The sequence below is a fragment of the Bacteroides helcogenes P 36-108 genome, assembly GCF_000186225.1.
Taxonomy (GTDB): Bacteria; Bacteroidota; Bacteroidia; order Bacteroidales; family Bacteroidaceae; genus Bacteroides; species Bacteroides helcogenes.
In genome coordinates this window covers 3,333,558-3,353,059 of record NC_014933.1, presented here as the reverse complement: position 1 = coordinate 3,353,059, position 19,502 = coordinate 3,333,558, and the positions used below count along the sequence as shown (strand labels likewise).

Annotated in this window: 11 protein-coding genes; 6 read left to right on the top strand and 5 right to left on the bottom strand. The window is 43.5% G+C overall.

Annotated features, from left to right (window positions below; translation table 11 throughout):
* Positions 1-459: a WbuC family cupin fold metalloprotein gene (locus BACHE_RS13800; RefSeq protein ID WP_187289306.1), complete on the top strand. Its 459-nt coding sequence runs from the start codon at positions 1-3 to the stop codon at positions 457-459.
* Here BACHE_RS13800 and BACHE_RS13795 read toward each other — a convergent pair.
* From BACHE_RS13795 to BACHE_RS13775, 5 genes are all read right to left on the bottom strand, one after another.
* Positions 456-1,664 (bottom strand): ROK family transcriptional regulator, encoded by a 1,209-nt coding sequence (locus tag BACHE_RS13795; RefSeq protein ID WP_013548326.1) that lies wholly within the window; start codon positions 1,662-1,664, stop codon positions 456-458. The two genes, BACHE_RS13800 and BACHE_RS13795, sit on opposite strands and share 4 nt — an antisense overlap.
* A 96-nt stretch (positions 1,665-1,760) precedes the next feature.
* Positions 1,761-4,262 carry a glycoside hydrolase family 2 TIM barrel-domain containing protein gene (locus tag BACHE_RS13790; RefSeq protein WP_013548325.1) on the bottom strand — a complete coding sequence of 834 codons (2,502 nt, stop codon included), beginning with the start codon at positions 4,260-4,262 and terminating at the stop codon, positions 1,761-1,763.
* Between the two features lie 36 nt (positions 4,263-4,298).
* Positions 4,299-6,335 carry a beta-N-acetylhexosaminidase gene (locus tag BACHE_RS13785; protein WP_245530893.1) on the bottom strand — a complete coding sequence of 679 codons (2,037 nt, stop codon included), beginning with the start codon at positions 6,333-6,335 and terminating at the stop codon, positions 4,299-4,301.
* 208 nt (positions 6,336-6,543) lie between these two features.
* Positions 6,544-8,868 carry a glycoside hydrolase family 20 protein gene (locus tag BACHE_RS13780; protein WP_013548323.1) on the bottom strand — a complete coding sequence of 775 codons (2,325 nt, stop codon included), beginning with the start codon at positions 8,866-8,868 and terminating at the stop codon, positions 6,544-6,546.
* Between the two features lie 31 nt (positions 8,869-8,899).
* Entirely contained in the window at positions 8,900-11,464 is a 2,565-nt protein-coding gene (locus BACHE_RS13775) for a beta-mannosidase (RefSeq protein ID WP_013548322.1), read from the bottom strand.
* 425 nt (positions 11,465-11,889) lie between these two features.
* Here BACHE_RS13775 and BACHE_RS13770 point away from each other — a divergent pair, with 425 nt between their 5' ends.
* From BACHE_RS13770 to BACHE_RS13750, 5 genes are all read left to right on the top strand, one after another.
* On the top strand, positions 11,890-12,336 hold the full coding sequence (locus BACHE_RS13770) for a NanQ anomerase/TabA/YiaL family protein (protein WP_013548321.1): 447 nt from the start codon (positions 11,890-11,892) through the stop codon (positions 12,334-12,336).
* Between the two features lie 195 nt (positions 12,337-12,531).
* Positions 12,532-13,773, top strand: coding sequence for an MFS transporter (locus tag BACHE_RS13765; protein WP_013548320.1), 1,242 nt, complete (start codon positions 12,532-12,534; stop codon positions 13,771-13,773).
* A gap of 33 nt (positions 13,774-13,806) precedes the next feature.
* On the top strand, positions 13,807-14,724 hold the full coding sequence (locus BACHE_RS13760) for a dihydrodipicolinate synthase family protein (RefSeq protein WP_013548319.1): 918 nt from the start codon (positions 13,807-13,809) through the stop codon (positions 14,722-14,724).
* Positions 14,725-14,734: 10 nt separating this feature from the next.
* Positions 14,735-15,922, top strand: coding sequence for an AGE family epimerase/isomerase (locus tag BACHE_RS13755; RefSeq protein WP_013548318.1), 1,188 nt, complete (start codon positions 14,735-14,737; stop codon positions 15,920-15,922).
* Positions 15,923-16,169: 247 nt separating this feature from the next.
* Entirely contained in the window at positions 16,170-19,484 is a 3,315-nt protein-coding gene (locus BACHE_RS13750) for a SusC/RagA family TonB-linked outer membrane protein (protein ID WP_013548317.1), read from the top strand.
* The last annotated feature ends 18 nt before the right edge of the window (positions 19,485-19,502 follow it).

The following is a 19,502-nucleotide window of genomic DNA, read 5'->3' as shown; positions in this document are numbered from 1 at the left end:
ATGAAGTTGATAACAGAAGAATTGTTGGATTCTGTTACAAGACAGGCTAAGGAGAGTCCCCGTTTACGTATGAATTATAATTTTCATACAACAATGGATGCACCTATACATCGTTTGTTGAATGCCTTGGAACCAGGTACATATCTACCTCCGCACCGCCATACCGATAAAGAGGAAACTTATCTGGTTTTGCGTGGAAGTTTATTGGTTTTCTTTTATGACGAAGAGGGTAATGCGATAGAGAAAGCACATCTCAATCCGGTAGAAGGTAAATATGGTTTAGAAATTCCTCCTTATACATGGCATAGTATCATAGCCTTAGAGTCGGGGACTGCTATCTTTGAGATAAAGAAAGGTCCCTACCAGCCCCTTTCTCCCCAAGATCTTGCTTCGTGGGCTCCTGTAGCCTCTGATAAAGAAGGTGTGGAAGCTTTTATGAAGCGGATGTTGGAACTTTAGCTCTCGAACATCCTGCTTCGTGCAAGCATACAAGCTCCTATAATACCTGCTTTATCTTTCAGTTTGGATGTGGAAATAACAGAGTCTTTATTTACTAAATTTAAAGAGTATTTTCTGACTGCTGTCTTTATAGGTTGAGTGATATAGTCACCGGTCAGAGATAATGTTCCACCTATGATTACCAGTTCCGGATTAAATATATTGATGAGTCCGGCTATTTGTTTTCCTAATTTTTGACCAATTTCTTCCACTATTTCAATGCAGAGCAAATCTTCTTTGTTTACGGCCGCTATAATCTCATCTAATGTTAGCGGATCTTCTTTCATGGTTGCACGACCGGATAGGATAGAACTTTCTCCATTATTAATCCGTTCTAATAGTATGCGGTGTAGTGCCGAACCTGACGCTTCTGTTTCTAAACAGCCTTTCTTTCCGCAATGACAAAGAATTTCATTGTCGAAAGCATTGACATGTCCGAATTCTCCTGAAAATCCAGACTTTCCAATATAAATTTCTCCATTTATGATAATACCGATAGCAAGTCCCCAGCTTACATTGACAAAGATGATGTTTTTTTCTCCTTTAACTCTTCCTTGCAAGTATTCTCCATAGGTCATGGCACGGGTATCATTGTCTATGCAGACTGGATATCCTATTTTGTCTGTCAGTATCTCTGCCAATGGTTGTTCTGAAAAGTTAAACAGGCTAAAGCTATATCCTGATTCTGGATTGACACGGCCGGATATGTTGATGTTTATATTGAGTATTTTTTCTGTATTGACATTGGCTTTCTTTATAAAAGTTCGGATGAGCCTGCATAATTCTTCCAGTGCTTCCGGAGTATTTTCAAACTTGTATGGAATATTCATTTTTAGTTCCATCATATCACCTTTGAAATTAATCAGGCCTATATTGACAGCAAATCTTTTGATATCCACCCCGATGAAATACCCGGATTCTGGATTCAGCCCATACAAATTGGGGTGTCTTCCTCCACTGGTTTCTAATTTTCCATAGTCATTGATGTATCCTTCCTCATACATTTCACTAATGAATTTAGTAACAGTAGGTACACTTAAATCTAATTCCTTAGACAAATCTGTGATAGTAGAACTGCCGTTATATATATAATGTGTAATGATTCGTTTTTTTAGAAGTGCATTTTTACTTCCATGTTCTATTTCTTTTAAAAGATGTTGTTTCATGTTCGTTTTCTTTTGTTATATAACTTATACTAACATGCTGTCACACATGTTAGTATAAGTATGTGAATATCAATAAGATTTTTGCTTATCCTCTATTTACTTACTTTCAAGGTTTACTACACCTTTAACCAAGCCTTTGCCGGTGGCTTCCAGTGTAATCTTTCCTGCTTTATCCATAGAAGAAACGATTGCAGTCATCATGCCGTTGAATACTTTCATCCTGGGCATTTGGAATGATTCAAGCGAGGCCGGATTCCCATTGGCTCCGGCACGGTATGTGCCAGCACCTTTTACTTTGAAAGCGATTTCATTTTCAGCAAGCGGGCATAGATTGCCATCTTTGTCCACCACTCTGACAGTGATGAATGATAAATCTTTTCCATCTGCCTTGATTTGTGTACGGTCTGGAATTAATTCAATATGATGAGGTTTACCTGCGGTATGCATTTCTTTCTCGGCAATAGCCTTTCCATTTTTATCATAAGCTATTATTTTTACTGTGCCTGGCTCATATTTGGTATCCATCCACATGAGGCGATAGCGCTGCTGGCGCTTGAAGTTTGCGGTCGAAACAGAATCGGCACTGTTTTCAATCGTTACGGAGAGATCTTTTGTACGCATTCCTTGACTTTTTCCGTTGATGAACAGTTCGGCCGAAGGATAATTGGTATAAACGAATATGGGAGTTACTTCCCCTTCACGCCCTTGCCAGTTCCAGTGTGGCAAAATATGCAGAGTCTCTTCATTCTTGTTCCAATGGCTGCGGTAAAGATAGTAGCGATCTTTAGGCAATCCGGCAAGATCAATAATACCAAATAGAGAAGAATGGCTGGGCCAGTCGGTATAGTAAGGAGTGGGTTCACCTAAATAGTCGAAGCCGGTCCAGACAAATTCTCCGATACAGTATGGCTTGTCTTCGTGCCATATAAAATCATCTTCGGGTAGATTAGACCAACCACAATGCTCAACATCGTATGAAGAGGATTGATGATCAGGATATTTCTGCATTGAACGGCGCACTACGGGGAACTTATACACACCGCGTGAGCTGACTGTTGAGGCAGTTTCACTACCCAAGATAATCTGTTGTGGAAGTTTCTGATAGTTGGTTTGATACTTATGCGGACGGTAGTTGAATCCTGCCACATCCATGACGGCAGCCATATTGTTGTTTACTACGGCGTCTGGAGCATCCATGCCTTGAGTAACAGGACGTGTAGGATCTTCACGGTGGCAGATATCTTGCAGGAAGCGTGATAGCTTGGGACCACGATCTCCATTCCACTGATCGGGTACTTCGTTGCCTATGCACCACATCACTATACTGGGGTTATTGCGGAATTGGTGTAGTAGGTTTACTAAGTCTTTTTCAGCCCATTCATCAAATACCTTATGATAGCCATTCTGTACTTTGGCACTTTTCCATTCGTCGAATGATTCTGCCATCACCATCATTCCCATTTCATCGCAAGCACGAATCAGCTCTGGAGCAGGCATGTTGTGAGAGGTACGGATAGCATTGCAGCCCATGTCCTTCAAGATACGGATTTGCCGACGGATGCCCGCTTCATTTGCAATGCCACCCAAAGGACCGAGATCATGATGATTGCATACTCCTTTGAATACAGTAGGTTTTCCGTTAAGGTAGAATCCTTTGTCGGGAATGATTTTAATAGAACGGATGCCGAAAGAGGTGGTGTATTCATCTTTCAAAGTTTCACCGTCATACACTTTAGATACGGCAGTATATAAAGTTGGGCTTTCGGGTGACCACAAAGCCGGATGGTAAATTATGAAGTCTTGACTGAAAAAATTGTCTTCCAGCTTGTTTCCGGGTCTGTCATCCGAGGATATCATTTTGTTATCCGGCCCCAGAATTTCTGTTTTAATACGATAGTCGGTTATTCTTTTCCCTTCAGGCATGATGAATTGGGTTTTCACATGAACTTTGGCAAAATCATCTTTTATTATCGGAGTCGTAATTTGAGTTCCCCATGTTGGGATGTAGGCATCTTGATTGATTACTAAATGGACGTTACGATAAAGTCCGGCTCCGGGATACCAACGTGAAGACTCTGTCTCGTTTTCAAGACGAACAGCTAATGTGTTTTTTTCACCTGCCTTCAGATAAGGAGTGGCATCCACACAAAAGGAATTGTAGCCATAAGGCCAAAATCCGGCTTCTTTCCCGTTGATATAAACACGTGCGTGGCTCATGGCTCCGTCAAAAATGAAAGTAGCCTTTTTTCCTATGGTGAAAGTGGGAGCGTCAAAATTCAGCCGATACCATCCTGTGCCCACAAAAGGAAGCCCTCCTGTACGTCCGGCATGTTCCATTGCCTCTTTTTGTCCATCTTGGCTGATAGCAACATTTTGTTTATCATTGTTAATGCTGAAAGGACCGGAAATAGCCCAGTCGTGAGGTATGGTGACAGGCTGCCATTTGCTGTCATCAAATACTTTTTGGCTGAAATCGCTGCTGTCTTCACGAGTAAACTTCCAGCCTTTCTCAAGAGTCTGTGTTGTACGCACTTGTGCATAGGCAAACAAGGGTAGGACAGACATGACAGCTAAGATCATTTTATACTTCTTGTTCATAAATTATAAGGGTATTAAGTTTATCAGGTTTTAATATTATTTTACCACAATCTCGTCTGTGAAAATCCAACCGCCGAATTCTTGGCCTGCCAATGCTTGATAGCGTATGTATCGGGCGCGGGCTTCTCCTTGCCATCCGTATCTTTTAATGGCCACAATATCTGATTTTACAACCGGATATGTGGTTCGTGATAGTTCTGTGAACTCGGTTCCGTTCGAAGATACAGATATGATTATCTGACCGGGAAGGAACACTTCGGGACCCACTACTTGCAGAAAGTCGGCACTGATGGAGTGAAGCTCTGTCTCTGTTTCCATGTCAATGACTACATCCAACCGGTTGCTTGAGATAAATCCTTGCCATATGCCATCGGAATAAGTCCAACCGCCACATACACCATCTGTGAGGCTCTTGTCTCCATGGGCTGCATACGAAGCATTGTAAGGAGCGTTGTATTTTACTGATTTTCCTAATGCCAAGTGCTTGACGGGCTGTGACGCTTCAGGGCGGTTACCTATCTCGTTCTTTAAGTCGAACGGGTGGTATCCTTGTGCTTTCAGCCATTCCACGGCTTTTAAGGCCCGGGGGTGAAAATCTGTATATGATTTACGTGCAGGAGCACTCCAGGCTACTTCGGCTAATGCAAGAATTCGGGGATAGATCATGTATTCACAATGCTCGGCGGTGGGTATGTATTCACACCATAGGTTAGCTTGCACGCCATAAATGAGTTTGCTCTCTTCTGTAGTCAGTGCTGCCGGGATGGGATTATAATCGTAAACTTTGGATAAGGGCAGATATCCTCCGATGGCTTCGGGTTGTGAATAAGGAGCATCCTGATAGCCATCTATATAACAGTGCGATCCGGGGGACATAATGGCCCGATGTCCTGCCTTGACCGCATTGATTCCACCTTCTTCACCACGCCATGACATTACTGTGGCATTTGGCGCCAGTCCGCCTTCCATGATCTCATCCCAGCCCAGAAGTTTGCGGCCATGAGCATTCAGAAATGTCTCTATGCGATGAATCAAGTAACTTTGCAATTCATTCACATCTTTAAGATCTTCGTTTTGCATGCGTTGCTTACATTTCGGACAAGTTTTCCATGCAGCTTTGCCGGCTTCGTCACCACCGATATGTATATATTCGGATGGGAAAAGCTTCATGACTTCGGTCAATACATTTTCGAGAAAAGTGAATGTTTTTTCGTTGCCCACACAGAAGTCGGCACTTTTGTAAGGTTCTTCCGGACACGAAAGTTCAGGATAGGCTGCCAATACTTCTTCAGAGTGTGCTGGCATTTCTATTTCCGGGATAATTGTGATGTGACGTTCAGCAGCGTAGTTCACTAATTCCCGGATATCATCTTGTGTATAGAATCCTCCCTGTGCACGAGGGTCACTTTGTTCGCAATATTTGCGGGCATTTTCACCGAACCACCATTTCTTCCAATTCGCTTCAGGTCTCCAAGCGGCAAATTCTGTGAGGCGGGGATATTTTTTGATTTCTATTCGCCAGCCGGCTCCATCTGTGAGATGCAGATGCAGGCGATTTAACTTGAAATATGCCAATGCGTCAATCTGCTTCTTTACAAACTCTTTGGAACGGAAGTGGCGGGAAACATCTAACATAAAGCCCCGGTAGGAGAAACGAGGACTGTCTTCCACTCGTATGTTTTTCACCGCCCACGTGCCGTTTCCGTCTTCTTCGGCCAATTGTAGCAGTGTTTGCAAGCCATAAAAAAGACCGGCATCCGAATAGGCACAGATAGTAGCCTTTCGGTCGGTTATTTCCAGCACATAGTCTTCGGGGCCGCTGATAGCCCGTTCTGTTCCTTGTTTAGCTTTGTGCAAGATGATGGTATTCTCGTTCTTGCCATTCTTGGTGCTGATGCCGACGTTGAAAGGTGCAGGCAAGGTGGTGAGATAGTCATTGAAGTTTTTCTTTTCTTTCCCTTTGAGGTTAGCGTATATTTTTGTTTCTTTTGATATTCGGAATATACCGTTTCCTTGTTCCATCTTTAATGGAACCGGAATGACGGATTGTGCGTTTACTTCATTTCTGCTCATCCCAAAGAAGGCAGTTATGAGTAGGACATGGATGATAAAGTGGTGTTTGGGCATTTGTCTATTTATTGTGTTTCTTAATATAGAAACGGGTTTCTATGGTGTTCATACCATTCTGGGAATGTACTTATGCCGCAGCCTGCAATCCGGTGGGGAAGGCCATCTTTTTGCAGGCTTTGGCATTAGTTCAATTGGGCCGTATGCGAGTTTGTTAATCTATCATTATTTCGTCCACGAACAAGAATGAAGGCAGGCCCTTGCCACCGTGCCATGCCGGGATTTCCTTCTCGGAAGAGGCTACTATATGGACGAAGCGTGTTTTTATTGGAGTGAACGTCAGTTTGTGTTCGTACAGTCCGTTGCGGTCATCCTGTTTCATGGCCGGATAGTCTTCGGAAGCTACTTTTGTGAACTTTTCTCCATTTTCGGACACTTCTACGGTGCAGCCGCGTGCGTCAAACACCCAGTCACCTTTCTCCACGCAAGTGGTGAAAGCTACACTTGAAATTTCTGTGGATTGTTGTAGGTCTATAGTCACATCCATGTCGTTGCGATAGAAGGCAATCCATCTTCCGGTCTTGTAGTTACCGTTTCCTTTCAATCCGTCGGTCAGTGTGGTGATGCCGTTGAATTCATATTGCTTGTTTACGGGTTGGTTGGCATTGGTAGGTTTTGCGGTAGATTTGCTAAAGGATATTTTCTCCGTCAGGATGCGGCTGTTCTGTGTGGGGCGTATGGCTATGGCTTTGAACGTACAGTTTTCCTTGATGGAAAGAACGCTGTCGGCCACGGGCGATGCAGCAGTCGGTTCGGTTCCGTCCAGAGTGTAGTGGATGGGGGCATGGTCGATGGTCTTCATCCGCACGTCCACACTTCCGCTGGCTGCGTTGGTGGAGAAGTCGGCTGTCACGTCAAACACATGTGTTGCGTAGTTATAGCCTTCGGCTGTATAGATGTTGATAAGCTGCGGCAGGCGAGTAAGGAAGTTCTCGTAGTTTTTCTTCGTAGGATTGCTCCACTGAATCTCAGCGAGAGCTGCCCAACGAGGCAGAGCCATGTATTGCAGTTGAGCCAGAGTAGGGATGTATTCCGACCAGTGGTTGGCTTGCACGCCTACAATGTATTTTTGTTCTTCGGGCGTCAGAGATGTCGGCATAGGTTCGTAGCTGTACACACGCTCGATAGGCAGGTAGCCGCCGATAGCCAGAGGTTCGTTTTCGGTATCTTTGGTCTGGTAGTAGTCAAAGTACAGATAGGTGTTTGGGGTCATGATGACATTGTGCTTTTGCTTGGCAGCTTCAATGCCACCGCTTTCACCACGCCATGACATAACTGTGGCGTTTGGCGCCAGTCCGCCTTCGAGGATCTCATCCCAACCGATGATTTGGCGACCGTGCTCATTTAGGAATTTCTCGGCATGGTTGATGATGAAACTTTGCAGGTATTCTTCCTTGCTGTGTTTAGCATCGTTTTTGATACCCAGTGCCTTGATGCGTGCTTGGCATTTGGGACAGGTTTCCCATTTGGTCTTTGGGCATTCGTCACCGCCAATGTGTATGTATTCGGAGGGAAAGATTTCCATCACTTCGCTCAGCACGTCATCGATGAAAGTCAGCACACTGTCGTTTCCGGCACAGAGTACGTTGTCCGATACGCCCCATTGAGTCCACACTTCGTACGGGCCTCCGGTGCACCCTAAGTGCGGATAGGCTGCAAGTGCGGCCTGCATGTGTCCGGGCAGGTCTATTTCAGGGATGACGGTGATATAGCGCTCGGCTGCGTACTTCACAATTTCCTTGGCTTGTTCTTGGGTGTAGAAGCCTTCGTATGGTTTGCCGTCGTATTCGCCGGAATTGCGCCCGATGACGGTTTCCTTACGCTTGGAACCGATTTCGGTGAGCAGGGGATATTTCTTTATTTCCAGTCTCCATCCTTGGTCTTCGGTCAGATGCCAATGCAGGCGGTTCATGTTGTGCAGTGCCATCATGTCGATGAAGCTTTTGGCTTCCTCCACATTGAAAAAGTGACGTCCGATGTCAAAATGCGCACCTCGGTAGTCGAAACGCGGAAAATCATTGATTTCTACGGAAGCCAGTGTAGGCGTGCTGTTTGCCATTACAGGAATGGATTTGCGCAATGTCTGGATACCATAGAACACACCTGCTTCGCTGGCTCCGGTGATAGTTACTCCGTCAGCAGTAACTTTCAGTTGGTAAGCTTCGGATTTTTCGGCTGTCAGTCCTAACTGCAGGCTGATATTTCCCTTGCCTGTGATGTTCGCTTCGATGGCATAATCGACTCCGGTTGCCCTTTTCAAATAGTCTGCGAGATATTGAGCATTGCGCTGCATCTTTTCATTCTCGCCCGCATAGGTGATTTTCACTTTGCTGTTTATCACAAATTCTCCTCCGGTAGAAGAAGTTATTTCTTGTGGCAGGGGAATAACCTGATAGTTAGCCACTGTCTTTTCATTGCCGCAGGATGTCATGATGCCTGTCATAGCTAACAGTCCCGCCAATTTAGAAAGTTTTCTCATAAGAAATGACGTTTTAAATGTTAAGTTAATATTAATAGGTTTCTCGAATATGTTTCATTGTAATTTCAGGTTTTTCTCCTTTATGAATTTCAGGTGAAGTAATGATAATTTTTCGGCTTTCATTTGGCAACAAGTCAAAGAAGTTGTCGCTGAAATGTGCTCCTTGAATGGGAATTTGAATGAAAACGTCTTTTGCCAATCGCGAGGAAGTCAGTATCACTTCACATCTCCCTTCCAGAGTTTTCACCTTGCAGTCTATATCGGTTTGGGGGAGGGTGAGATCTTTGGTAGGGACAAAGAAATGGATGTTCTGCGCAAGTTGATGCTCCGACTTATCTTTTAAAATAAATTGTAGAAAACACTCTTTACGTAGAGTTTCGTTTGCCCATTCGGACAAGGAACGGCTGAATACTTTTAATGAAGTATTGGCAGGTATTTCTACCGGTATAGATTTCCGGGCAAGTTTTTTCCCTTTGAAATCAATGAGCTGCATTTCAAGAGTCAGTCCGGTGAGTTTTTCCAGCCTGTCTGAAAGCAGGTAAACATTCAGATTGCCATTTTCGTGTATAGGATTAATAAGCAGTGGGGCAAATGCACGTTTTGCCTGATAATGCAGTGCTTTCCAATTGCCGTAATAGTCTATTCCCGACCATGACACTACCGGCCAACTGTCGTTTAGCTGCCAATAGAGAGTTCCCATGCAATAAGGACGGTTACGTCGATGGGCTTCAAAACAGTGACGCATGCCTTGTCCTTGCAATACAAGGCCTACATATACAAAGTCCTCAAATTTTTTGGGAACAATGAAGTTACGTTCCATGTAAGTGCGTATCAGTGCATTTCCGATGCTGCTCTTTTGATGGGCATTCATTACATCGGATTCGATCTGGTAGTCTTCGGGGGCGGCAAATGTGGCGATGGTCTTCATTTCAGGGAAAGATTGAAATCCGAATTCGCTGATAAACCGTCCCAATTCGGTATCTGATGTCTCAAACGATTTTTTACCGTACCAGATTCCCCAATTATGAATGTCTCCCGTATTCCATGAGTCAGGGCGTCCCCAGTGGGCAAAATATGGAGAAGTGTGAATGTAGAAGCGATCGTCATCCAGTTCTTTTATTTTGGCAGGTAGCAGTTCGCGGAACAATTTGTCATAATTACGGTAGAACTGTTCGTAAACTTCAGGGGCAAAACGCGGTTTCCACCCCCAGAACTTCAGCCCTTCCAGGATCTCATTGTTACCGCACCACATAGCAAGGCACGCATGGTTGCGTAGGCGCTTGATGTTGTAATCGGCTTCTTGTTCTACACGTTTTAGGAAAGTTGGATCGGCAGGATAAACGGTACAGGCGAACATGAAGTCCTGCCATATCAAAATGCCGTTCTCGTCGGCCAAGTCATAAAAACGATTGTCTTCGTATGTGCCGCCCCCCCAAACGCGCACCATATTCATGTTAGCTTCTTTTATGTTACGAAATAGAGCTTGGTAACGTTCGGTAGTCATGTTGGGCAACAACGCATCATTGGGGATGTAATTGGCTCCTTTGGCAAACATTGGAATGCCGTTTACCTCAAAATAGTAAGATTCGCCGTCCTTGTCTTTTTCGTTTATCAGCCGTACGGTTCGCAGGCCGATTCGGTGATGCTTTTCGGCAAAGACTTTGTTTTGTAAAAGCATTTGGATAGAAAAATCATATAAGGTAGGGTCACCCCATCCATTGGGCATCCAACGTGTCGGTTTTTGTATTTCTACAGGAATTTGAATCTTATTTTTTCCAGGGGTGAGAGTGATGCCCTGCCGGACGGTTGCGACCGTATTTCCTTTCAGGGAGCAGCTAACAATGATTTCAACGGCTTCCTCTTTGGTGGATATACAGTTTATCTCTATGTCGTTAGAAAGTTTTGCCGCCTGGTCAGTGAGTGAGAGTTGTTTTACATGATAGTCATTAATGGTAGCGATATTATAAAAGTTCAGGGTGATAGGACGCCATATACCGCAGGTCACCATACGTATTCCCCAATCCCAGCCATAATTGTAGGGAGCTTTCCGGGTAAAGATGCTTAAGTGTTTGTTGTGATGGTCATTGTCTGCCGGATAGTTGAAACCATTCGACTCCCATTGTGGAAGTGTCTGCTTGATAGGAGAATGGAAAACTATATGTAGCTTGTTTTCTCCCTGTCGTAAAACCTCTTTTACCGGGACAGAGTAGCCTACGAACATATTGTCTGTTTTGATCAATAAAGAACCATTCAGAAAGATATCGGCATAAGTGTCTATTCCTTCGAATGTCATCAAGGCTCCATCGCATGCCAATTGTTCGGCTGTGACGACGAAGGTGCTCTTATATTCCCAATCTTCATTCTCTACCCATTGGATTTTTTTTTCATTTGTGCCATAAAAAGGATTCGGCAGCAGTTGGTGGCGCAGTAGGTCTTGATGTACTGTTCCGGGTACTGTGGCCGCAAGCCATTTGTCGGTATTGGCTTGGGCAAATGTCCAGCCGTCATTTAAGGTTATCATTTTTGAAGAATCAGTTCCTTGTCCATATATTAAACTTGAACAACAAATTAGCCAGCACAAAATTTCCCTTCTCATGAATTAAATATAAAGGTTTTGTACAAAAATAGAGGAAAAAATCTTTCCTGCCAAATATTCATGGGAATAGGTGCTAATATAGTTTCGTTTTTCAATTAATTAAGCAAATGGAGGAATTTATGCGGAAATCAAGGTGTAGCTGCGCGACACACCTTCTCCGGATTTTTACTAAATCTTCTTAGGATTTTTACTATAACTTCCTCGGATTTTTACTAAAAATCCGGGAAAGTTTTACTGAAAATCTTTCACCCGGCCAGAAAGTGTCTGCATTGGAATATGCATTACTGCGGACGTGAGTTGTATGCTCTTCACCTCTTAGTTATTGTTTTTTTTGCAGGTAATCATAAAATAATTTATTATATATATGGGATAAATGAAAGATTGGCTATATTTGTAGGATAATAACAAATAAAAAAGATAATACTATGATTGTATCTGATTTGCAAAACAGTTCTCGTATAGAGGGTCTTCATCCGTTGTTTAAGGCATTGTTCGAGTATGTGAAGGCGAATGATTTGCTTCATGCGGAATTAGGACGTATTGAATTAAAGGGTGATGATCTTTATATTAATAATGTGAATCCGGAGTGCGTTGCTTCTGACAAGCAGGTGTTGGAAGTGCATCGTGACTATATTGACGTCCATATACTTCTTGAGGGTACGGAAACTATCGGCTGGACAGCTATCGGAGATGTATCATGTGAAATAAAGCCTTATGAGAAAGAAGGTGATTGCGCGCTATATTCCGATACGCCTGCTGTTTTTGTCACTTTGCGGCCGGAGCAGTTTATGATTGTCTATCCTGAAGACCCTCATGCGCCGGTTATAGGTGAAGGGAAGATACGCAAACTGATTGCTAAGGTGAGGATTTAGCCTTGTTGGTCATTGTTGAATGGATGAGCCGTGCATGTCTTTACATGGTTCATCCATTTTTTTTGTTTGGTTGTATAATAATTAATATTTCATTCTTTTTTCATTGATATAATAAAATAATTAATTAAATGTTTCTTTTATAACAAAAATGAATTTATATTTGCAGCCGTTAATCATTGATAATATATATGAAGTATGAAGAATAAGAATGTATATCCTTGGGTAGTTGTAGCTTTGCTATGGGTAGTTGCTTTGCTCAATTACATGGATCGTCAGATGCTTTCTACTATGCAGGAAGCGATGAAAGTCGATATAGCAGAATTGAATAAAGCTGAAGCTTTTGGAGCTTTAATGGCTATTTTTCTGTGGATTTATGGCTTTATGAGCCCGATAGCAGGTATGGTGGCCGATCGTGTCAGTCGCAAGTGGCTGGTGGTGGGCAGTCTTTTCGTGTGGTCAGGTGTCACTTATCTGATGGGGTATGCAGATGATTTTCAGGAATTATATTGGCTACGGGCGATAATGGGAGTCAGTGAGGCGCTTTATATACCTTCTGCTTTGTCTCTTATAGCTGATTGGCATCAGGGTAAATCACGCTCTCTGGCCATTGGCATACACATGACAGGACTCTATGTCGGGCAGGCTATCGGAGGATTTGGGGCTACGGTTGCTGCCATGTTCTCTTGGCACACCACTTTTCACTGGTCCGGTATAATAGGTGTTGCCTATTCATTGGTTTTAATGTTTCTTCTTCGCGAAAATCCATCTCATGCAACTTCTGCCGAAAAGACGACAGAGAAGGCAGTAGGGGCAAAGCAAACGTCCTTGTTTGGCGGCCTTGGCATTCTTTTTTCTACATGGGCCTTCTGGATCATTCTTTTCTATTTCGCGGCTCCCAGTCTTCCGGGATGGGCCACAAAGAATTGGTTGCCGACTTTGTTCGCAGATAGTCTCGGCATACCGATGTCCGAGGCGGGACCCCTTTCTACTATAACCATTGCTTTTTCTTCCTTTATCGGTGTCATAGCGGGCGGAATCTTGTCCGACCGTTGGGTACAGAAGAATATCCGCGGACGGGTTTATACCGGGGCTATCGGCTTGGGAATGACCATCCCTGCCTTAATGCTGTTGGGCTTCGGACATAGTGTTGTGGCGCTTGTCGGTGCAGGAATGCTTTTCGGTATAGGCTTTGGAATTTTTGATGCCAACAATATGCCTATTCTTTGTCAGTTTGTATCGGCCAAACACCGTGGAACTGCTTATGGCATTATGAATATGACCGGTGTTTTTGCCGGTGCTGCAGTGACAAAACTGCTTGGCAAGTGGACTGACGGAGGCAGCTTGGGTGAAGGATTTGCGATGCTGAGTGTAATTGTAGCCATTGCATTGGCACTTCAAATTTACTTTTTGCGTCCAAAGACGGACAATATGGAATAACTTATATAAAAACAAATTAGAAACACTAACAGTATGGAAAAGATTATTGGACTTATTGATGCTCCCTTTACTCCTTTTTATGAGAACGGAGAAGTGAATTATGAACCTATTGAGGCTTATGCCCGGATGCTTCAAAAGAATGGTTTACAAGGGGTATTCATTAACGGTTCGTCCGGTGAAGGGTATATGCTGACGGAAGAAGAACGCATGAAGCTGGCCGAGCGTTGGGTTGCAGTTGCGCCTGAAGGCTTTAAGGTGATAGTACATGTAGGCAGTTGTTGTGTCAAGTCCAGCCGTATGCTGGCCGAGCATGCGCAGAAGATAGGCGCGTGGGGCATTGGTGCAATGGCTCCTCCTTTCCCGAAAATTGGCCGTATAGAAGAACTTGTGAAGTATATTGAAGAAATAGCTTGCGGCGCACCTCAGTTGCCGTTCTATTATTATCATATTCCGGCTTTCAACGGCGCCTTTTTGCCTATGGTGAAACTGTTAGAAGCGGTAGATGGGCGTGTACCTAATTTTGCCGGCATCAAATATACCTTTGAGAGCATGTATGAATACAATCAATGTCGTCTTTATAAAAACGGTAAGTTTGACATGCTTCACGGACAAGATGAGACAATTCTTCCATGCCTTGCCATGGGTGGTGCTCAGGGAGGAATTGGCGGTACTACCAATTATAACGGTAAAGAACTTGTCGGTATCATTGATGCATGGAAATCAGGTGATATTGAACTGGCTCGCGAACGCCAGAACTTCTCACAAGAAGTCATCAACGTTATCTGCCATTACCGTGGAAACATTGTAGGTGGTAAGCGTATCATGAAGCTGATAGGACTTGATTTGGGCAGAAACCGTACTCCTTTCCAGAATATGACAGATGAAGAAGAGGCTGCTATGAAGGCCGAACTTGAAGCTATTAATTTTTTCAGCCGTTGCAATGAATTTTAAATCCGTGACTATGGATAATGTAACAGATTATTTAAGAACATGGGCCGAATCTTATCAACAGGATCTCACGGACAATATTATGCCTTTTTGGTTACGTCATGGACTTGACGGAAAGCATGGGGGTGTATATACCTGTGTCAATCGCAATGGCAGTTTGATGGATACCACCAAATCGGTGTGGTTTCAAGGTCGCTTTGGATTTATTGCTGCATTCGCCTACAATCAGGTGGCAAAAAATCCGGAATGGCTGGCTGCTTCCAAGAGTTGTATAGATTTTATTGAAGCGCATTGCTTTGATGAAGACGGTCACATGTTTTTTGAAGTAACGGAAGATGGCCGCCCGTTACGTAAGCGCCGTTATGTATTCTCAGAGTGTTTTGCCGCTATTGCGATGTCCGAATACTCTATTGCCTCCGGTGACAAAACCTATGCTTTCAAGGCATTGGAGCTATTTAAGCAGACACAGAAGTTCCTTTCTACCCCCGGTTTTCTGGAGCCTAAATATTTGCCTGTCTTGCAGGCTCGTGGTCATTCCATAACTATGATTCTCATCAACACAGCTTCCCGTATCCGGGCAGCCATTTCCGACCCTGTACTTAACACACAGATTGATGAATCTCTTGATGCGATCCGCCGTTATTTCATTCATCCGGAATTTAAGGCCTTGCTCGAAATGGTGGGACCGGAAGGCGAGTTTATAGATACTTGCAACGGCCGTCTTATTAATCCCGGTCACTGCATTGAAACTTCCTGGTTTATCTTGGAAGAAGCCAAGTGTAGAAATTGGGATAAAGAGCTTGTCCGGATGGCACTTCAAATTCTCGACTGGTCTTGGGAGTGGGGTTGGGACAAAGAATATGGCGGCATCATAAATTTTCGTGATTGTCGAAATCTGCCGGTGCAGGACTATTCGCAAGATATGAAATTCTGGTGGCCGCAGACAGAAACAATTATTGCTGCCTTGTATGCTTATCAGGCAACCGGTGATGAAAAATATCTGAAAATGCATAAGCAGATCAGTGATTGGACCTATGCCCACTTCCCCGACAAGGAATGTGGTGAATGGTATGGCTATCTGCATCGTGACGGTACGGTGGCACAACCGGCTAAGGGAAATATCTTTAAGGGGCCGTTTCATGTGCCTCGAATGATGATATGTGGTTATATGCTTTGTAAAGAACTAAAAGAAAATAAGTAAAGAATTCAAGAGCTTCACAAGTTCATTTTTCCCTTTCCCGTGTGTGGCGATGTTGGGCTTGTGGAGCTATTGTTTCTTTTTTTTAGCTCAAAATATATAATAATATTCTTTAGTGAATGACATTATTATACTTAAAAATTTAAAAACGACAGAAACTCTATTTTCCTTTGATAAGCATCAATGCATATGGAAGGATGTACTGTATAAATCCAAATCAAATTTTTATTAAACTCTAATTAACAATGGTATGAAAAGACTATTTTTCATGTTGTGTTTGTTGACTTCAGTAAGTCTATGGGCGCAAAAAACGGTGAAGGGTATCGTTGTTGACAATGCAAAGGAACCGATTATCGGTGCGAGTGTTGTTGAAAATGGTACTACGAATGGCGTAGTTACTGATATCGATGGTAAATTTACCTTGAAAATCGGTGAAAATGCGCAGGTAAAGATATCCTTTGTTGGCTATAAGACCAAAATGATATCTGCAAAGCAGTTTAACGGTGGAGAGATGGTAATCAGAATGGATGATGATTCCGAACTTCTGCAAGAAGTTGTTGTTACCGGATATGGTGGCAAGCAGTTGCGCACTAAGGTGACAAACTCTATCTCCAAAGTTGAGGAAAAAACTTTGTCACAGGGATTGTTCAGCAATCCGGCGCAGGCATTGTCAGGTGCAGTGGCCGGTTTGCAAGTACAGCAGACTTCCGGTAATCCGGGAGCTACCCCGACTATCACTCTTCGTGGTGGTACGAATTTCGATGGTTCCGGTTCTCCATTGGTTATCATTGACGGACAGGTGCGTGATGCTCTTAGCGACATCAATCCTGAGGACATTGAATCTATGGAGGTGCTGAAAGACGCAGGTGCAACTGCCATTTATGGTGCACGTGCCAACAATGGTGTTATCTTGGTTACGACCAAGCGTGGTAAAGAAGGAAAAACAGAGGTGAATTTGAAAGCAAAGTTTGGTTGGAATCACTTCAACAACTCTTATGACTTTATGAATGCCGGTGACTATCTTTATTGGATGCGTACTTCTTATAAGAATGCTTATATGGGAGACACCACTCATCCTGACGGATCGGCTGTAAAGGCATGGTCTTCTTTGGGCTCACTTACTGCGGCCACTCCTTACGGAACCGGTAACAAATACTTCGATACGGATGGAGTTACTCCGCTTGACGGCAACAAGACAAGTTCTGCCATTTGGAGTCCTATGGTGTATAGCGACAACTTGTCATTTTTGCTGAATCAAGGATGGGAAACGATGACCGATCCCGTTTATGGTGGAAAAATCATCTATAAGAACTTTGATATAGCAGATTTTAATATTCAGACTCCGTCTTTCTCTCAGGACTATAACTTGAACGTAAGCGGTGGTAACGACAAAGGTCACTATTATGCCGGTATGGGGTACAACAAGAGCGAAGGTACTGCCATCAATAACTGGTATCAACGCATTACGTTTACTTTCAATGCAGATTACAAATTGAAGAGCTGGTTGACTTCCAGCAGCAATTTCAGTTTTGCGGATGCCAAATGGTATGGACTTCCTGCATCACAGACGGCAGAGAACAACTATTTCTCTCGCTGCTTGTCTTTGCCTTCTACTTTCCGTGGTTACAATGCGGCAGGTGAGCAGTTGCTTGGCAACAATTACAGTGATGGTAACCAACAGTATAATATCAATTCCTTAACTCAAGACAACAATACGGACAAGTTTATCATGGGACAGTCGTTCACTGCCAATTTATATGACGGGCTTAACTTGAAAGTAGGAGCTACATGGCAGTATAGCGATGAAAAGTATGAAGCCTTTTATAAAGATTATATGAGGTCACCCGGTACTTATGTTACCAGCAGAAATACTTCCGCCCAACAGCAAAGAACCTTTGACCAAACTTATAATGCCGTTTTGACTTATGACAAGCAGTTGACCAAAGACCACTATGTTTCGGCAATGGCAGGTTTTGAGTATTATTCTACTTTTACCAAGGGTTTCAGCGCTTCCGGTAGCGGTGCGCCTACTGACGAGTTTGGTGACTTGTCTTTGACTGCAACCACTGCAGGTTCACGCAGTATTGATTCTTGGCATTACGGCAACCGTCTGATGTCTTTCTTCGGACGTGCCAACTATGACTACAAGAGCAAGTACTTATTCTCTTTCGTTATCCGTAAGGATGGTTACTCTAAATTGGCAAAAGACAATCGTTGGGGTGTATTCCCGGGTGTATCTGCCGGATGGGTGTTCGGCAAAGAAGCTTTCATGGAACAGTTCCAGGATATCATTTCATTTGCTAAGTTACGCGCCAGTTACGGTGTGAATGGTAATGTGAACAAAGACTTTGTAGGTAACTATACCGTGCAAGGCTCCTATGGAACAAATAAATACAATGGAAATGTAGGCTATCTGCTTGGTGCGCTTCCTAATCCATATCTGACTTGGGAAACTTCGAAAACAGTAGAGGTTGGTTTGGACTTGAGTTTCTTGCAAAACCGTATCTCCGCTAATTTGACTTACTACACCCGTAACACGTATGATAAGTTTGCCAACATCACAGTGCCTTCTACTTCTGGTGTAACGTCTGTGGTTTCAAACAACGGTAAGATTCGTAACTCTGGTTTCGAATTTGAAACGAGCTTTAAGATTCTGGACAAGAAGGACTGGAAATGGAATTTAGGTCTGAATGGCTCTTACAATATCAATAAGGTTATCGAACTGCCCAATAACGGTGCTGTAAGAAACGGTCAGAATATGTATGAAGTATATACCGGAAACGGGAACGAGAAAGAGTGGGTAGGTGGATATCAAGAAGGTCGTCGTCCCGGAGATTTCTATGCTTTCGTAGCTGAAGGACTTTATCGGACACAGGCCGAACTGGACGCTGATGCCGGACGAATTGATACTTACAACACCCGTCCTCTCTATGTAGGAGCTGAGGGATACAATAAACTGAATGCCAATCAAAAGGCCAGTGCACTTCCTGTACAATTGGGTGATGTGAAGTGGAAAGATGTGAATGGTGACGGCGTAATCGACCAATATGATATGGTGAAGGTGGGAAACACCACTCCTAAGTGGATGGGCGGTTTCAATACTCAGTTTTCATGGAAAGACTTGACTCTGTCCGCACGTTTCGATTACCGTTTAGGCTTTACTGTTTACGACTGGAGAACCGCTTGGATTATGGGTAACATGCAAGGTACTTATAACACCATCGAAGATACGAAAGATACTTGGACTCCTGATAATGTAAATGCCAAATATCCTACTTATGTATGGGCCGACCAGCTTGGTAAGGGCAACTATAACAGAACTACTTCTATGTTTGCTTACAGTGGAAGCTACCTTGCTCTGCGTGAACTGATGATTAGCTACAGACTGCCGTCATTGTATGCCAATAAGATTGGCTGCAGCAATATCGAAGTGTCTGTTACAGGACAAAACTTGGGATATTGGACAAAGGCTAAACACATCTTCTCGCCGGAAGCAGCCGGAACCAACTACGGTGGCTATCCGTTGCCCAAGACCTTGATTCTGGGAGTAAACGTTTCGTTCTAAATAATAATAATATATCGT

Coding starts and splice junctions, on each gene's coding strand:
- BACHE_RS13780 (WP_013548323.1), bottom strand. CDS start 8,868: ATGAGAAAACTTTCTAAATTGGCGGGACTGTTAGCTATGACAGGCATC.
- BACHE_RS13775 (WP_013548322.1), bottom strand. CDS start 11,464: ATGAGAAGGGAAATTTTGTGCTGGCTAATTTGTTGTTCAAGTTTAATA.
- BACHE_RS13790 (WP_013548325.1), bottom strand. CDS start 4,262: ATGAACAAGAAGTATAAAATGATCTTAGCTGTCATGTCTGTCCTACCC.
- BACHE_RS13800 (WP_187289306.1), top strand. CDS start 1: ATGAAGTTGATAACAGAAGAATTGTTGGATTCTGTTACAAGACAGGCT.
- BACHE_RS13785 (WP_245530893.1), bottom strand. CDS start 6,335: ATGAGCAGAAATGAAGTAAACGCACAATCCGTCATTCCGGTTCCATTA.
- BACHE_RS13765 (WP_013548320.1), top strand. CDS start 12,532: ATGAAGAATAAGAATGTATATCCTTGGGTAGTTGTAGCTTTGCTATGG.
- BACHE_RS13755 (WP_013548318.1), top strand. CDS start 14,735: ATGGATAATGTAACAGATTATTTAAGAACATGGGCCGAATCTTATCAA.
- BACHE_RS13750 (WP_013548317.1), top strand. CDS start 16,170: ATGAAAAGACTATTTTTCATGTTGTGTTTGTTGACTTCAGTAAGTCTA.
- BACHE_RS13795 (WP_013548326.1), bottom strand. CDS start 1,664: ATGAAACAACATCTTTTAAAAGAAATAGAACATGGAAGTAAAAATGCA.
- BACHE_RS13770 (WP_013548321.1), top strand. CDS start 11,890: ATGATTGTATCTGATTTGCAAAACAGTTCTCGTATAGAGGGTCTTCAT.
- BACHE_RS13760 (WP_013548319.1), top strand. CDS start 13,807: ATGGAAAAGATTATTGGACTTATTGATGCTCCCTTTACTCCTTTTTAT.